Annotated in this window: 18 protein-coding genes; 7 read left to right on the top strand and 11 right to left on the bottom strand. The window is 63.1% G+C overall.

From position 1 onward, the window contains the following. Positions 1–8 precede the first annotated feature (8 nt). Both AC4GYV_RS05670 and AC4GYV_RS05665 read right to left on the bottom strand, forming a co-directional pair. Entirely contained in the window at positions 9–650 is a 642-nt protein-coding gene (locus tag AC4GYV_RS05670; RefSeq protein ID WP_491099686.1) for an SH3 domain-containing protein, read from the bottom strand. 3 nt (positions 651–653) lie between these two features. Then, a complete protein-coding gene (locus tag AC4GYV_RS05665; RefSeq protein ID WP_491099685.1) occupies positions 654–965 on the bottom strand; it encodes an FtsB family cell division protein in 312 nt (103 codons plus the stop codon). Positions 966–1,113: 148 nt separating this feature from the next. On the opposite strand from AC4GYV_RS05665, the gene AC4GYV_RS05660 reads away from it, so the two are divergent. Further along, positions 1,114–2,058 (top strand): hypothetical protein, encoded by a 945-nt coding sequence (locus AC4GYV_RS05660; RefSeq protein WP_491099684.1) that lies wholly within the window; start codon positions 1,114–1,116, stop codon positions 2,056–2,058. Here the strand turns inward: AC4GYV_RS05660 and eno are convergent. Next, positions 2,033–3,325, bottom strand: coding sequence for a phosphopyruvate hydratase (eno, locus tag AC4GYV_RS05655; RefSeq protein WP_491099683.1), 1,293 nt, complete (start codon positions 3,323–3,325; stop codon positions 2,033–2,035). The genes AC4GYV_RS05660 and eno overlap by 26 nt on opposite strands. Positions 3,326–3,467: 142 nt before the next feature. Here eno and AC4GYV_RS05650 point away from each other — a divergent pair, with 142 nt between their 5' ends. From AC4GYV_RS05650 to AC4GYV_RS05630, 5 genes are read left to right on the top strand one after another with little or no spacing between them, the layout of a single operon-like run. Further along, positions 3,468–4,019 carry a hypothetical protein gene (locus tag AC4GYV_RS05650; protein ID WP_491099682.1) on the top strand — a complete coding sequence of 184 codons (552 nt, stop codon included), beginning with the start codon at positions 3,468–3,470 and terminating at the stop codon, positions 4,017–4,019. Further along, entirely contained in the window at positions 4,019–4,363 is a 345-nt protein-coding gene (locus AC4GYV_RS05645) for a phage holin family protein (RefSeq protein WP_491099681.1), read from the top strand. The genes AC4GYV_RS05650 and AC4GYV_RS05645 overlap by 1 nt, the downstream gene beginning before the upstream one ends. Further along, complete coding sequence (locus AC4GYV_RS05640) at positions 4,360–4,713, top strand: DUF3618 domain-containing protein (protein WP_491099680.1); 354 nt, start codon at positions 4,360–4,362, stop codon at positions 4,711–4,713. The genes AC4GYV_RS05645 and AC4GYV_RS05640 overlap by 4 nt, the downstream gene beginning before the upstream one ends. After that, positions 4,713–5,117 carry a hypothetical protein gene (locus AC4GYV_RS05635; RefSeq protein WP_491099679.1) on the top strand — a complete coding sequence of 135 codons (405 nt, stop codon included), beginning with the start codon at positions 4,713–4,715 and terminating at the stop codon, positions 5,115–5,117. The genes AC4GYV_RS05640 and AC4GYV_RS05635 overlap by 1 nt, the downstream gene beginning before the upstream one ends. A 33-nt stretch (positions 5,118–5,150) precedes the next feature. Beyond that, complete coding sequence (locus AC4GYV_RS05630; protein ID WP_491099678.1) at positions 5,151–5,393, top strand: DUF4170 domain-containing protein; 243 nt, start codon at positions 5,151–5,153, stop codon at positions 5,391–5,393. Here AC4GYV_RS05630 and AC4GYV_RS05625 read toward each other — a convergent pair. The 6 genes from AC4GYV_RS05625 to carA all read right to left on the bottom strand — a co-directional run bounded on the left by AC4GYV_RS05625 (position 5,390) and on the right by carA (position 12,169). Continuing rightward, on the bottom strand, positions 5,390–6,019 hold the full coding sequence (locus AC4GYV_RS05625; protein WP_491099677.1) for a rhomboid family intramembrane serine protease: 630 nt from the start codon (positions 6,017–6,019) through the stop codon (positions 5,390–5,392). The two genes, AC4GYV_RS05630 and AC4GYV_RS05625, sit on opposite strands and share 4 nt — an antisense overlap. A gap of 8 nt (positions 6,020–6,027) precedes the next feature. Next, complete coding sequence (gene greA, locus AC4GYV_RS05620) at positions 6,028–6,507, bottom strand: transcription elongation factor GreA (RefSeq protein ID WP_491099676.1); 480 nt, start codon at positions 6,505–6,507, stop codon at positions 6,028–6,030. Positions 6,508–6,590: 83 nt separating this feature from the next. Then, the gene (gene carB, locus AC4GYV_RS05615; protein WP_491099675.1) at positions 6,591–9,944 is read right to left on the bottom strand and encodes a carbamoyl-phosphate synthase large subunit; all 3,354 of its coding nucleotides are present in this window, start codon (positions 9,942–9,944) and stop codon (positions 6,591–6,593) included. Continuing rightward, the gene (locus tag AC4GYV_RS05610; RefSeq protein ID WP_491099674.1) at positions 9,944–10,234 is read right to left on the bottom strand and encodes a hypothetical protein; all 291 of its coding nucleotides are present in this window, start codon (positions 10,232–10,234) and stop codon (positions 9,944–9,946) included. The genes carB and AC4GYV_RS05610 overlap by 1 nt, the downstream gene beginning before the upstream one ends. 299 nt (positions 10,235–10,533) lie before the next feature. Beyond that, positions 10,534–10,989, bottom strand: a complete 456-nt coding sequence (locus AC4GYV_RS05605; protein ID WP_491099673.1) for a hypothetical protein — start codon at positions 10,987–10,989, stop codon at positions 10,534–10,536. Between the two features lies 1 nt (position 10,990). Next, positions 10,991–12,169 (bottom strand): glutamine-hydrolyzing carbamoyl-phosphate synthase small subunit, encoded by a 1,179-nt coding sequence (gene carA / locus AC4GYV_RS05600; protein WP_491099672.1) that lies wholly within the window; start codon positions 12,167–12,169, stop codon positions 10,991–10,993. Between the two features lie 140 nt (positions 12,170–12,309). On the opposite strand from carA, the gene AC4GYV_RS05595 reads away from it, so the two are divergent. Further along, entirely contained in the window at positions 12,310–12,762 is a 453-nt protein-coding gene (locus AC4GYV_RS05595; protein ID WP_491099671.1) for a GatB/YqeY domain-containing protein, read from the top strand. Positions 12,763–12,774: 12 nt separating this feature from the next. On the opposite strand, the gene AC4GYV_RS05590 is transcribed toward AC4GYV_RS05595, so the two are convergent. Next, positions 12,775–13,263 carry a YybH family protein gene (locus AC4GYV_RS05590; protein ID WP_491099670.1) on the bottom strand — a complete coding sequence of 163 codons (489 nt, stop codon included), beginning with the start codon at positions 13,261–13,263 and terminating at the stop codon, positions 12,775–12,777. Positions 13,264–13,420: 157 nt separating this feature from the next. Further along, complete coding sequence (locus tag AC4GYV_RS05585) at positions 13,421–13,798, bottom strand: hypothetical protein (RefSeq protein WP_491099669.1); 378 nt, start codon at positions 13,796–13,798, stop codon at positions 13,421–13,423. Between the last annotated feature and the right edge of the window lie 19 nt (positions 13,799–13,817).

Below are 13,817 nucleotides of genomic sequence, written 5' to 3'. Positions count from 1 at the left end.
AGCAATGGTCAGTCGCCAGCCACTAGCGCCGCGATCATCCATTTCCCGTCGCGCTTCTCCAAAATCATCCGATAATAAGCTGGATTGTAGAGTTCGTCCGCGGACAGCCAGCCCTCCCGGCCGTCCTGCAATCGCACCTTCGTCTGCTTTGCATTGCTCTGGTCGACGGCCTTCACGACGTCCCAGGCGAGGGTGGCCTTTGTCGCGCTCGCCAGAGCGGGGCCGCTGCGCAGCTTCGCGCCGGGGGAAACCACCACGAATTTGTCGAACAGGTCCTCGGCCTCATCTGGATCGAACTGCATCGTCAGCGACGGGATGACGTAATTGCCATCGGACTCGGCACAACCGAGCTTCAGCATCTTCGTAAGCAGGGGCCACAACTCACTCGTGGCAGGCGCGTTCAGTCCCCAGGTCTCGGCAAAGGCCTTCGGGCCGCTCTCTCCTCCGAAGTTCACCAGCACATCAGGCGCCAGCATGGCGACCAGCGCCTTGCCGTCTCTCTTGGCGACCGCCTGCTCCAGTCGAGCGCGGAGCGCAGCAACGGCCGGCACGGACTTGCACTCGTCGAAGGGCGGAAGTTTAGCCGGAAGCGCCTCAGCGGAAGAAGGAGACGCCAGCAAAGCGGCGATGCAGAGGGCGAAGACCCTCATCGCTCAGTCGAGCGGAATGATCACCTCGTCGGGACGCACGAGGCCCAAGTCCTTGCGAACCAGCTCATCCGCCATGTCGGGATCGGCCTTGCGCGGATCGAGCAAAGCGGAGCGGTGCCGCATCTGCGCGCGCTGCGTCTCGAGCTGCGCCAGCTCAGCTTTGCGCTCCTGAAGCGCGCGGTGATAGCCGCCCCAAGCCAGGATGCCGTTCGGCCCGGCGATCGCGTGACCGGCGAAGGTGCCGACGACGATCAGCGCCAGCGCCGGCATTGCCGCACGCCTGATCAGCTGAAATATCGGTTTCTTCCCCCGCATGACGTCATCAGGAGAATCACGAAGGACTCGTCAAAGCAAGTGAAAAGAATGATTTGGTGGATATTGCGGGGATAAACTTGTGGATCGGGCGGTATCCGATTGCTTCGAAGGGACGTTCCGATTGCTTGCAAGGCTCGCTTTACTGCTGGTGACCGTCACCTCGGCCAGTCCTGCATCGGCCGATCCCGCCGATCTCAAGGACTTCGGCCTCGTCTGCTTTTGCACGTCGAAAGTCGCAACGCCGCACCGCCTCGTCAACACGGGAAATAACGGCCGCATCCTCCTGCTGGCTCGCAATGGCGTCACGAAGTCGCAAATCACCGCTGCTGGTGAGACAGTGTCGGATCGCCAGCTTCAGGAGCTTCGCGACTGGGGCCTGCTCAGAGCGGAGAACGGCCGCGTCATCACATCCTTCCCAATCCTCGGATCGAACGAGATGACCGCACTGCGCGCTCGCCTCGAGCCCATTGGCGCACAGCTGAGCCGGAAAATCACCCCTGACCTCAAAGTGGTAGAAGCCGAACTTGGGAGACGCGGCCAATCCCAATCCGCCGAAGCTGTGCTCTTTGCCTACATCCTCGACGGGCTGACCTGGCGCGCGCTCGACACAGCTCATGCCTTGCCGTCTCAGGAGATCGACGCCGCCCATCCTTATTGGAACGGGACCTTCTGGGCGGTTTACCCCAAGCAGGACAATATGCCGGGGACCAACTCTCAGCTCACCGGCAATCGTGAACTCCGAATGATGTGGACGCCTCCGGTCCTTTCATGGTTCGATCGAGTGAAGGACGGACCCGTCTCCAACGCAGTTCTCGTCCGTGAGACGTCAGCAGACCCGATCTACATCCACGGGCAGCGGGTCGGCCAGGCCATCGCTACCGCTGTTACGGCCGCCAGGCTGGATGACGTCATCGCGTCAGCCGACCCGAAGCAGCGCATCCTCATCGCTACGCATGAGCTGATCTGGATGCTTCTTGATCGCGCCAATCGCGACCTCGGCATTAAGCCCCCGACGGTGCTAAAGACCGGAGCGCGATCCCTCGGCGAGGTCACGCCCTTGATCGTGATCAGCGAGCGGCCCGGTAAGCCTTGAGCGCCGCCCGTCCCGGATAGCGTGCGGATTCGCCTAGCTCTTCTTCGATCCGCAGCAGTTGGTTGTACTTCGCCGTCCGGTCCGATCGTGCGAGGCTGCCGGTCTTGATCTGGCCGCAGCTCAGCGCGACCGCGAGGTCGGCAATCGTCGAATCCTCGGTCTCGCCCGAACGGTGCGACATCACCGCCGTGTACGCGTTGGTCTGCGCCAGGCGCACCGCCTGGATCGTCTCGGTCAGCGTGCCGATCTGGTTGACCTTGATCAGGATCGAATTGGCGATCCCATCGTCGATGCCCTTCTGCAGGCGCTCGACATTGGTCACGAACAGATCATCGCCGACGAGCTGGACGCGGTCACCCAGACGCTCAGTCAACGCCTTCCATCCTTGCCAATCATCCTCGGCCATCCCGTCCTCAATCGAGGCAATCGGATAGTTGGCCGCCAGATCTGCAAGGAAATCGGCATTCTCTGCCGAGGACAGGGTCTTCCCCTCGCCAGTCATGCGATAGGCGCCGTCTTTGAAATATTCGCTTGCGGCGCAGTCGAGCGCCAGCAGGACGTCCTCGCCGAGCTTGTAGCCGGCAGCGCTCACCGCTTTCTCGATGTAATCCAGCCCTTCGCGCGCCGAATTCACCGCCGGCGCAAATCCGCCTTCATCGCCGACCGATGTCGAAAGCCCCGCCTGGTGCAGCGCACTCTTCAGCGCGTGGAAGATCTCGGCCCCGCAACGGAGTGCTTCAGCAAAGTTCGGCGCGCCGACGGGCATCACCATGAATTCCTGGAAGTCGATGCCATTGTCAGCATGAACACCGCCGTTGAGGATGTTCATCATCGGCACCGGCAGCAGGTTGGAATCGACCCCACCGACATAGCGATAAAGCGGAAGCCCGATCGCATCCGCTGTAGCCCGCGCGGTCGCCAGACTCACGCCCAGGATCGCATTGGCGCCGAGCCGTCCCTTATTCTCCGTCCCATCGAGCGCGAGCATCGCCGCGTCGATCTCCGCCTGGTCTTCGGCGTCGAGGCCGATCACCTCGTCCGCAATCTCGCCATTGACGGCGTCGACCGCCTTGCCAACGCCCTTCCCACCCCAGCGGCTCTTGTCGCCGTCGCGAAGCTCGACCGCCTCGTGTGCCCCGGTCGAAGCGCCCGAAGGCACCGCCGCGCGGCCCAGGCTTCCGTCTTCGAGCGTGACGTCGACTTCGATGGTCGGATTTCCGCGGCTGTCGAGGATCTGGCGGGCGTGAACGTCGACGATCAGGGTCATGGCCTTCTTTCTTGCGGAAACGTAATGATATTGGTGGATGGTTGGGCGTATAAGCGCGGCGGCTGAGCGTGCAACTTTCCGCGCCGAACGCCGGAACGAAGGCTGCTCGCCCCGGGTTCAGGGCAGCGAAGGAGAACTGGCCATGAGTGACGACAGGACTGCTGCTTTGCCCGACGGAACGGACACGGTGATCGAAGGTGCCGCAAACACCGACACCACGGGCGGGACTGCCACCACGGAGGATAACGCATTGGTAGCGCAACCAGATTCAACGTCGAGCGGCAGCCGTAGTGGCGGCTCGGATCGCGGTCTTGCCGATCGCTTCCGCGAAGGCCGGGAGCAATTCGCAAGCCAGGCCGGCGAACGCACCCGCGGCCTCGTGACCCACGGTCTTGAGCGGACCAGCGAGGCGCTTGCCAATGTCGCCAAGGCTGTTGGCGACACTGCGCCCGGCATCGAAGAGCGGCTCGGCTCTGAGTACGGCGACTATGCTCGCCGCGCAGCCGGAGCGATCGAGAATGCCGCCAATTCGATTGCTGCCAAGGATCCGGACGAGCTGATCGAGGACACACGGACCTTCGTCCGCAACTCGCCGGGCATTGCGCTCGCGGGCGCCGCGGTCGTCGGGTTTGTCGTTGCTCGACTGCTCAAGACGGGCCTTGCACCCGACAACGGCGAAGCCGACGACGCCTGATGCTCAAGCCTGTCGACCCCGGACCCGAGCCGGCTGAACGCCCGATCGGTGAGCTCGTCCACGAGCTCATCGAGGACGGCAAAGCCTACGCCCGTGCCGAGGTCGGCCTGCTTAAGGCCATCGCCACCGCCAAGGGCAAGGCGCTCATCTTGCCGGCGATCCTGTTCGGAATCGCATTCATCCTCTCGCTCGCCGGCGTCACGGCGCTTGCGGTCGGGGTGGTAATTGCGCTGTCGAAGTTCATCGGGCCACTGGCCGCCGGCTTCATCGGGCTGCTGATCTTCGCCGCCATCGCCGGTCTTCTAGGCTGGTACGGAGCGCAACGCTTGAGCCGTGACCTATGACGGATTCGCCCCAGGTTGCAGCGGCCCGGATCGAGGTCGAGCGCTCGCGCGCCCGGGTGATGGCAACCGCGCAGGAGCTTCAGGAGCGCCTGAGCCCCAAGGTCCTCGCCAAGAACACTTGGCAGGGCGCTAAGGAAAAGGGCGCGGACCTGGCCGAGGATGCAGTCGACGCGGTCCGCACACGGCCGCTCGCAGCGACAGGGATCGTAGCCGCGCTGACGATGTTTCTAGCCAGGGAGCCGCTGATCGATCTCGCGAAGAATCTCGTCGGCGGCGCGAAGGACAAACGTAAGGCGCGCAGGGCCCGCAAGAAGCCGGCGCAGAAAACGGAAGATACGGAGGTAGTGTGATGAGTGACGACCGTACCAGCCAGACCGAAGCCACGTCGGGCCGGGCAGGAAGCCGCCAGCGTGCGATCGAAGCCTATGAAGGCGCGCGCGACCAGGTGACCGGAACGCTGAGCGAAGCGCCCCTCATCGCTCTTGCCGGCGGGATCGCCGCCGGTGCGCTGATCGCCGCCCTACTTCCCCGAACTCAAGCCGAGACCAAGGCTATCCGTCCGACGGCTCGCCGTGTGAAGCAGAGCGCTAAGGCCGCGTTCGAAGCCGCCCGCGAAACTGGCACCGATCGCCTCAATGAGCTTGGCATCAATCGCCAGAAGGGTGAGGAAACGATCCGTTCGCTCCTGCAGGGCGTCACTGACGCGGCAAAGGCGTCAGGCCAGGCTGCATACGACGCCGCCCGCAAAGGCTGACGCAGGCGCGCAAATCCTGCTAGCGGGGCCGGCATGAGCAAGCTTCACCTCGTGTTCGGAGGCCGGGTCAAGGACCCGCAAGGCCTCGACTTCGATCTCAACACCGTCGACGTCGTCGGTATCTACGACAACTATGCCGACGCCGAAGACGCCTGGCGCGGAGCGGCACAGCGGACCGTCGACGATGCCGAGATGCGCTACGTCGTCGTCCACCTGCATCGCCTCCTCGAACCGGAAGGCGAAGGGATCAAGCGGCCGAAGCAGTCTGCGGGCTAAGCTTTACGGTAATGCCAGAGCAACAGTGGGCGCTGTAGCAGCAGGCCCGCGGCGAAGCCGCCGATGTGCGCCGGGGTTGCGAGCAGGTAGCCCTGCCCGCCTGCGAGCCAGCCCATCATCATCTGCAGGATGATCCAGGCGACCATCAGCCACACGACGTTGATTGTCCGGTTGAGGCCAGCATGGTTGGTGAATGGCTTCGGCCGTCCAAAGCTAAGCGCGAAAGCGCCGATCACCGCGCTGATCGCGCCGCTCGCCCCGACCATCGGGACGACGGATAGCGGGCTCGATACCCATTGAAGCAGCGCCGACGTGTATGCGCCCACCAGATACAGGATGATCAGGATTGTGCGTCCCAGCACTCGCTCCACCTGCGTCCCGCACCAGACGAAGATCAGCAGGTTGAAGGCAAGGTGCAGCAATCCGCCATGCACCAAAGTCGCCGAGAAGGGCGTCAGGAAAGCCGGAATGGAGCCTGGAACAGAGACGACCCCGCTGAACTTGGCCGGGATGAAGCCAAGCATGATCGCAACCCGGTCCGAAAAACCGGTGATTGCGGCCAGCAGCCAGGCAAGCGCCGTTACAGCGCTGATCGCAACCGTTGCAGTGCGTGGGATCCGATCCATCGTCTGGATCAGACGAATTCGATTTTCTTGATCTCGTAGTAGCGGTCGCCGGACGGGGTCGAGACCTCGACCTCCTCCCCGACCGTGCGGCCGATCAGGGCGCGGCCAAGCGGCGAATTGTAGCTGATGCGGCCTTGGTTGGCGTCAGCTTCGACCTGGCCGACAAGCTGGTACTTCACTTTCTTATCGTCCTCGTCGAGCAGGCTGACGGTCGCGCCGAACACGACCTTGTCGCCGGACAGCGTCGTCGGATCGATGACCATCGCGCGGCTGAGGCGGTCCTCGAGATCGGCAATCGTCGCCTCGATCTGGCCCTGGCGCTCCTTGGCAGCGTGATATTCCGCATTCTCGCTGAGGTCGCCATGGGCACGCGCTTCCTCGATCGCTTCCACAATCGCAGGGCGCTCTTCGACCTTCAGCCGCCGCAGATCGTCGGTCAGCTTGCGGTATCCCTCGGCCAGCATCGGCACCTTTTCGGCACTCGCCATTTTACAAAACCCTTTTCAATGCTCTGCTCAGACGCGCTGCGATAAGCGCGCTGATCCAATGCAGAATGTCGGTGGAAGCTCTTCTAGGCGGCGGAATAATAGGATTGGAGCGACGCGACTTCAAGCGCGTGCCCCCTGACCGCCTCGATAGCGTGTGCCGCCGCGAGACTTGCCGCCGCAGTCGTGAAGTACGGCACCTTCCGCTGCAGCGCCGTCGCACGGATCGAATGACTGTCCTTCAGCGACTGCCAGCCCTCGGTGGTGTTGAAGACCAAAGCTACGTCTCCATCGAGCAGACGGTCGACGATGTGCGGCCGCCCCTGAGCGACCTTGTTCACCTTCTCGACCGGTACGCCCTTGGACGCGAGATGATCTGCCGTTCCGCCCGTCGCGATGATCTTGAAACCGAGTTCGACCATCTTCTGCGCGGCGGGAACGATATTGTCCTTGTCCGCATCCTTGACCGAGATGAAGGCCGTCCCTCCCTGCGGCAGGATCATGCCGGCGCCGAGCAAGGCTTTGGCGAACGCGATGTCGAAATCTCTATCAATTCCCATGACTTCGCCGGTGCTCTTCATTTCCGGTCCGAGAACAGGATCGGTCCCCGGGAACCGAGCGAACGGGAAGACGGATTCCTTCACCGCGATGTAGCTTTCGATCCGCCGGATTTCGCCCAACTTGCTCAGCGGCTCTCCAGCCATGACAAGCGCAGCCATTTTCGCGACAGGCGTTCCAATCGCCTTCGCGACAAACGGAACGGTCCGCGAGGCGCGCGGATTCACCTCGATCAGGTAGACCTCGCCATCCTTCACTGCGAACTGGACGTTCATCAGACCTTTGACCTTGAGCGCCAGAGCTAGCTCTCGTGCCTGCCGCTCGATCTCGCGGACGATATCGGCACCCAAGCTATAGGGCGGAATGGAACAGGCGCTGTCGCCCGAGTGCACGCCCGCTTCCTCGATATGCTGGAGCACGCCGCAGACCACGACGTCAGTCCCGTCGCAGATGGCGTCGACGTCAACCTCGATCGCGTCGCGGAGGTACCGGTCAATCAGGACCGGCGCCGATCCCGACACCTGCACCGCGGTCGCTATGTAGTGATCCAGCTGCTGGGGCCCGTCGACGATCTCCATGCCGCGTCCGCCAAGGACGTAAGAGGGCCGCAGAAGCACCGGATATCCGATCCGCTCCGCCACGCGCAGCGCCTCGTCCCGGCTGCGCGCAATGCCGTTGGCAGGCTGCTTGAGGTTCAACTTCTGGACCAAAGTCGCGAACCGCTCGCGGTCCTCCGCCAGGTCGATGCTGTCCGGCGAAGTCCCAAGAATCGGCACGCCTGCGGCCTGTAGCTCAGCGGCCAGCTTCAGCGGCGTCTGCCCACCCAACTGGACGATGACGCCCAGGAGCTCGCCCTTCTCCTGCTCGCGACGCACGATCTCGAGCACGTCCTCTGACGTCAGCGGTTCGAAATAAAGCCGATCAGAAGTGTCCGGGTCGGTCGACACGGTCTCCGGATTGCAGTTGACCATGATGGTCTCGAAGCCCGCACCCTTCTGCTCACCCCGGTCGCGGCCAAGCGCGAAAGCAGCATGGCAGCAGCAATAGTCGAACTCGATTCCCTGCCCGATCCGGTTCGGGCCGCCGCCCAGGATCATGATCTTGCGCCGGTCGCTGACCTTCGCCTCGTCCTCCGGCTCGCCGAACAGTGGCGCCTCATAGGTCGAATAGAGATAGGGCGTGGTGGCGTCGAACTCGGCGGCGCAGCTGTCGATGCGCTTGAACACCGGTCGTACGCCCAGCTTCACCCGGTGAGCACGTGCCTCAGCCTCGGTGATCCCGCCCGTCATTGCCTTGATCGCGGTGTGCACGACGCCTCCGCCCGCAGCGACAGCCTCGCTCATTCCGCGCTCGACATGCGCCGATCGAAGCGCCAGCTGAGCCAACCGCGCATCCGAAAATCCCATCCCCTTGAGCCGCCGCATGCCGCGCGCATCGCTCGGCAGGCCATTGGCGCGGACTTGCTCTTCCGCGCGAACGATTTCCTCCAGGCGCCGGAGGAACCACGGATCGAAGCCCGCAATGTCGTTGATCCGCTCGACGGTGAATCCTTGACGCAACGCCTCAGCGGCAACCAGCAGCCGATCCGGTGTAGCTCGTGCCAACAGCGTCTCGATCGCCGTGGGGTCCGCACCTTCAAGCTCCCGCACCCGGTCCAGCCCGCAAAGCCCAACCTCAAGGCCGCGCAACGCCTTCTGCAGGCTCTCCGCGAAGTTACGGCCGACCGCCATCACCTCGCCCACCGACTTCATCGCGGTCGACAGCAGGGGCTCGGCGCCCTTGAACTTCTCGAACGCGAAGCGCGGCACCTTGGTCACGACATAGTCGATGGTCGGCTCGAAGCTGGCCGGAGTCGCGCCGCCCGTGATGTCATTCGCGATCTCGTCGAGCGTGTATCCGACAGCCAGGCGAGCAGCGACCTTAGCGATCGGGAAGCCCGTTGCCTTCGAAGCCAGCGCCGATGAACGCGAGACGCGCGGATTCATCTCGATCACGACCATCCGGCCATTCTTCGGATTGACTGCGAACTGAACGTTGGAACCGCCTGTTTCAACGCCGATTTCCCGGAGCACAGCAATCGAAGCCGAGCGCATCCGCTGATATTCCTTGTCGGTCAGCGTGAGCGCCGGCGCGACCGTGATCGAGTCACCTGTATGCACGCCCATCGGGTCGATGTTCTCGATCGAGCAGATGATGATGGCATTGTCCGCACGGTCGCGGACCACCTCCATCTCATATTCCTTCCAACCGACGAGGCTCTCGTCGATCAGCACTTCGGTCGTCGGGGATGCCTCCAGGCCCGTCCGGACGAAATGCTCATATTCGTCGCGGTTGTACGCGATGCCGCCGCCGGTGCCGCCGAGCGTGAAACTCGGCCGGATGACCGCCGGAAGACCGACATTCTCCAGCGCGACCGCAGCTTCCTCCATCGTATGGACGATGGCCGAGCGCGGACTCTCGAGGCCGATCTTGTCCATCGCATCGCGGAACTTCTGCCGGTCCTCGGCCTTCTCGATCGCCTGCGCGTTCGCCCCGATCAGCTCGATCCCGAGCCTATCCAGCGTCCCGTCCTTGTAGAGCCCGAGCGCCGTATTGAGGCCCGTCTGGCCCCCCATGGTCGGGAGCACGGCATCAGGCCGCTCCTTCTCCAAGATCTTGGCCACGATCGCGGGCGTGATCGGCTCGATATAGGTGGAGTCCGCCAGCTCCGGGTCGGTCATGATCGTCGCCGGGTTCGAATTCACGACGATGACGCGATAGCCCTCCGCTTTCAGCGCCTTGACCGCCTGGCTGCCCGAATAGTCGAACTCGGCCGCCTGGCCGATGACGATCGGCCCCGCGCCGATGATCAGGATGGAGGAGATGTCGGTGCGCTTGGGCATCAGCTCTTCGGACTTTCGGCAGGTTGTTCGTTGACGGCGTTGATGACGACGAGCGTCAGATGATTGCGGCGCGCCCACTGATAGACGCAGTGGCGCTGCTCCGGCTTCGGCGCGACGCGATAGAGAAACAGCAGGCGCTTTTCCTCCGCCTCCTGAACCACTTCGCCGTAGGTCAGGCCGCAGCCCAGCGCGACTTCGTTGAGCTGGTCAGTCGTGTGCAGCTGGGCCGTCGCGCAGCCTGCGAGCGCAGCGACTAATCCTAACAGCGTGTAAGTGCGGATCAGGCGCATCTACTGCTCGTTCCCGGGAAATTGTTCATTACCAACGAACCCGAGCTTGAGTGCGGATTTGCCCTTTAGAATTTCCGCAAGCGCACAGTTTACAGCCTTGTAGTCCGCTGTGGGCTCCGGCTGCATCGTGACCTGTTCGTCGCCAAGCAACTTCAAAGTGTTCCGTGGTAAGCCGCACCTGTCCGCGATGCTATCGAGCTTAGCCTGATTTTGCTGTCGAAGGGTCACGGGCGGCTTCGACGGAGCTTGGCACGCTCCAAAAAGACCCAGCGCGGCGAATGTAGCTCCGAGCCGAGCCCTCATTTCGCCCCCGGGAACATCGACGCGACGCTCAAATTCGCGACCGCAGGCGCCGTGACATTGCAGCTCTTCGCCGCGCCCTTCACAACATAAGCGACCTGCTTCTCGACCTTGCTTCGGAGGTAGCGGCCGGGTGTCTTGCTGGTCTCGATTTCGCTGAACGCGACCGGAGCGCAGTTGCGGAAGCCCGCCATCACCCGCACCCAGCCTTTGCTGTGCTCCACGCTGAGGACGAGATCGCCGGACGTGAACCCAGCCTCGCACTGGTCCACCGTGCACGGGTCGGAGCCTGACCACAGCTGCCGCGCATAATGCCACTGCCCGGGGGGCAGCTGGAACAGATCGTCGGGCCGATAGACTGTCGGCGCCTTGCTGGCGTCGATGGCTTCGATGTGCTGCGCGAACACAGGCGCCGCGATCAGCGCAGCGGACAGAAGAATATAACGAAGATGCATCTCACACCTCCTTCGTGATCGAGTTCACGAATTTCTCGAACAGATAGAAACTGTCCTGAGGACCCGGGGAGGCCTCCGGGTGATACTGCACGCTGAACGCGGGGCGGTCAGTCAGTTCAATTCCGCAATTGCTGCCGTCGAACAGCGACACGTGCGTCTCGCGCACGTTATCGGGGAGCCCTTCTCGCTCGACCGCAAACCCGTGGTTCATGGATGTGATTTCGACCTGCCCGTCCGCGAGCCGCTTCACAGGATGGTTGGCGCCGCGATGCCCCTGGAACATCTTGCTCGTCTGCCCGCCGACCGCGAGCGCGAGCATCTGGTGGCCGAGGCAAATGCCGAAGAGCGGCTTCTTGGTCTCCAGCATCTGCCGGATAACTGGCACCGCATATGCGCCCGTCGCCGCGGGATCGCCCGGCCCATTCGACAGGAAGAAACCGTCCGGCTCGTGCGCCATGATCTCGTCGAACGTCGCCGTCGCGGGGACGACCGTCACCCGCGCACCAGCCTCGACTAGGTTGCGGAAGATATTGCGCTTGTTCCCGTAATCGACGGCAACGACATGCGGCCGGTTTTCGTCCTGCGGCCCGAGCTCGTAGCCCTGCCCCCAATTCCACTTGCCGCCCGTCCACCGCTCGACCTGAAGCCGGCTGACGTCCTTGGCCAGGTCCATGCCTTCGAGACCCGGCCATTCCGCCGCCAGGTTCTGAAGCTTCTCCAGGTCGAACTTTCCGTCCGCATGATGTGCAATGGCAATCGTCGGTGGTCCTTCCGCGCGCACCAGCCTGGTCAGCGCGCGGGTGTCGACGCCGGCAATGCCGATGCGGTCCCACTTCGCCATCCACTCGGCAAAGCCCTGGTTCGCGCGATAGTTGCTCGGCTCGGTAACGACTTCGCGCACCAGCGCGCCGAGCGCATGCGCCTCGCCAGCTTCGACGTCCTCGTCGTTCGCGCCGACGTTGCCGATGTGCGGGAAGGTGAAGGCGATGACCTGCTTCGCGTAGGAAGGATCGGTCATCACTTCCTGGTAGCCAGTCATCGACGTGTTGAAACAAAGCTCACCGACAGCTTCACCTTCGGCGCCGAACCCCTGGCCCCAGATCACGCGCCCATCGGCGAACACTATGACTCCCGTCGCGCCCTCAGGAGGGGACGCGTGCAGGGGTCGTACGTCGGCCATGGGCGGTGGAGCCTTCCGTCTAGGGTTTCCAGCGATGTCGCTAAGGCATTGCCGCTATGCGCATTAACCCTCCGGGTCAACGTCTGGTCAGGCACGAAATGCGCCGCTAGGGCTGGTCGTTTCCCGATAGAGACGAGACGATGATCCGCGACGACATCAAAGCTGCGACCATTGCCGCGATGAAAGGCGGCGACAAGGAGACCACTTCGACGCTTCGCCTGGTGCAGGCGGCGATCAAGAATCGCGACATCGAAGCGCGCACCGGCGGCGCGCCTGCGGACGACAATGCGCTCGTCACCGAAGTCCTTCAGAAGATGATCAAGCAGCGCCGCGAATCGGCGGAGGTGTACCGCAAGGGAAACCGCGAGGACCGCGCCGCCGCTGAAGAGGCTGAGATCACAGTCATTGAGCGCTTCCTGCCCCAGCAGCTCAGCGACGATGAGGCACAGGCGAAAATTCGCGAAATCATCGCCGAGACTGGCGCCTCCTCGATGAAGGACATGGGACGAGTCATGGCGCTGGTGAAAGAGCGCCTCGGCCCGTCCATCGAGCCGGCACGCGCCAGCGCACTGGTTAAAGCAACGCTGGCCTAAGATCGCCGAGGTTCAGGCCCCCTTTGGCACTGGCGAGCAATGCTCGTTCACGATGAGCCAATTGCCAGCCTGATCCTTTTGGAACACGTCGGTGCAGCGAACGCTGGAGTTGTTGGCCGGCGTCGTGGTGCTGGTCATGTCCCAGGTTCCGCTCATCACGAAGACGTCCGGCGACAGGATCTGGATCTTGCGTTCCACCTCCTTCGCGCCGTCAAGCTTGAACGAGACGAACGTGTCCTGGCGCTTGTCGAACTCTGCGCGGTCCCTGTTCAATGTCGGCTCGGCATAGTCGTAGGCTAGGACCGATGGCGCATAGAGCGCCTTCACTTTCGCCGCGTCCGTCGACTTCCATGCGTCAATCGTTGAGTCGGCGACTTTCGCGGCATCGGCGTCTGAAAGGGTCGCCTGCGAACTTGCAGTCTCGTTCGAGGCTTCGGGTTTGTTGCAGGCCGTAGCAGCGACGGTGAGAAGGACCATTGCGGTCATCGGCACGAACTTCATGATCATGCTCCTGTAAGGCTCGGAGGAACGCAGACAGGCTGAAGGCGCCGACCGTATAGCGGATTTCGTTTCTCTTCCGAAAGGAAATCACCCAGCGCAAGGCATGAAAAAGGCCCCGCCGCACAATGCGGCGGAGCCGAATAAGCTTTACTGACGACTATCTGGCCGCGGCGGCCGGCGTCCCGGCGCTTCCGGCCCCTGCGAGCCCGGTGAAGCCTTCCATGACGAGCTCATACAGCATGATCGCCAACGCCGTGGCGAGCGCGCCTGCCGCACCCATCTGGAGATTGCCGGCGACGGCCGTAAGCTGGGCACCGATTGCCGGGATGGTTCCGAGCGCGGTTCCGACGATCGGCAATGCAATCACGAGCGCCGCGAGCAAGACCATCCGCTCTCTCGGTACGGCCAGGCCAGCAACGAGGCCGAGCACGACAAGAACCAACGGCACATTCATCATGCTGAGCGCAACAAATCCGGCCACAATCGCAAGTATGATGTAGCAAGCGCGGGCAAGCCCGCCGATCTTCTTCAGCATAGTTCCCTCCCCTTGGTGG

This window comes from Sphingomonas sp. SP4 (assembly GCF_058313375.1).
This window is presented reverse-complemented; position numbering and strand designations above follow the sequence as displayed.

Bases quoted from the DNA above. Each gene is read 5' to 3' on its own strand.
- AC4GYV_RS05670 (WP_491099686.1), bottom strand. From the start codon at position 650: ATGAGGGTCTTCGCCCTCTGCATCGCCGCTTTGCTGGCGTCTCCTTCT.
- AC4GYV_RS05665 (WP_491099685.1), bottom strand. From the start codon at position 965: ATGCGGGGGAAGAAACCGATATTTCAGCTGATCAGGCGTGCGGCAATG.
- eno (WP_491099683.1), bottom strand. From the start codon at position 3,325: ATGACCCTGATCGTCGACGTTCACGCCCGCCAGATCCTCGACAGCCGC.
- AC4GYV_RS05650 (WP_491099682.1), top strand. From the start codon at position 3,468: ATGAGTGACGACAGGACTGCTGCTTTGCCCGACGGAACGGACACGGTG.
- AC4GYV_RS05645 (WP_491099681.1), top strand. From the start codon at position 4,019: ATGCTCAAGCCTGTCGACCCCGGACCCGAGCCGGCTGAACGCCCGATC.
- AC4GYV_RS05640 (WP_491099680.1), top strand. From the start codon at position 4,360: ATGACGGATTCGCCCCAGGTTGCAGCGGCCCGGATCGAGGTCGAGCGC.
- AC4GYV_RS05635 (WP_491099679.1), top strand. From the start codon at position 4,713: ATGAGTGACGACCGTACCAGCCAGACCGAAGCCACGTCGGGCCGGGCA.
- AC4GYV_RS05630 (WP_491099678.1), top strand. From the start codon at position 5,151: ATGAGCAAGCTTCACCTCGTGTTCGGAGGCCGGGTCAAGGACCCGCAA.
- AC4GYV_RS05625 (WP_491099677.1), bottom strand. From the start codon at position 6,019: ATGGATCGGATCCCACGCACTGCAACGGTTGCGATCAGCGCTGTAACG.
- greA (WP_491099676.1), bottom strand. From the start codon at position 6,507: ATGGCGAGTGCCGAAAAGGTGCCGATGCTGGCCGAGGGATACCGCAAG.
- carB (WP_491099675.1), bottom strand. From the start codon at position 9,944: ATGCCCAAGCGCACCGACATCTCCTCCATCCTGATCATCGGCGCGGGG.
- AC4GYV_RS05610 (WP_491099674.1), bottom strand. From the start codon at position 10,234: ATGCGCCTGATCCGCACTTACACGCTGTTAGGATTAGTCGCTGCGCTC.
- AC4GYV_RS05605 (WP_491099673.1), bottom strand. From the start codon at position 10,989: ATGCATCTTCGTTATATTCTTCTGTCCGCTGCGCTGATCGCGGCGCCT.
- carA (WP_491099672.1), bottom strand. From the start codon at position 12,169: ATGGCCGACGTACGACCCCTGCACGCGTCCCCTCCTGAGGGCGCGACG.
- AC4GYV_RS05595 (WP_491099671.1), top strand. From the start codon at position 12,310: ATGATCCGCGACGACATCAAAGCTGCGACCATTGCCGCGATGAAAGGC.
- AC4GYV_RS05590 (WP_491099670.1), bottom strand. From the start codon at position 13,263: ATGAAGTTCGTGCCGATGACCGCAATGGTCCTTCTCACCGTCGCTGCT.
- AC4GYV_RS05585 (WP_491099669.1), bottom strand. From the start codon at position 13,798: ATGCTGAAGAAGATCGGCGGGCTTGCCCGCGCTTGCTACATCATACTT.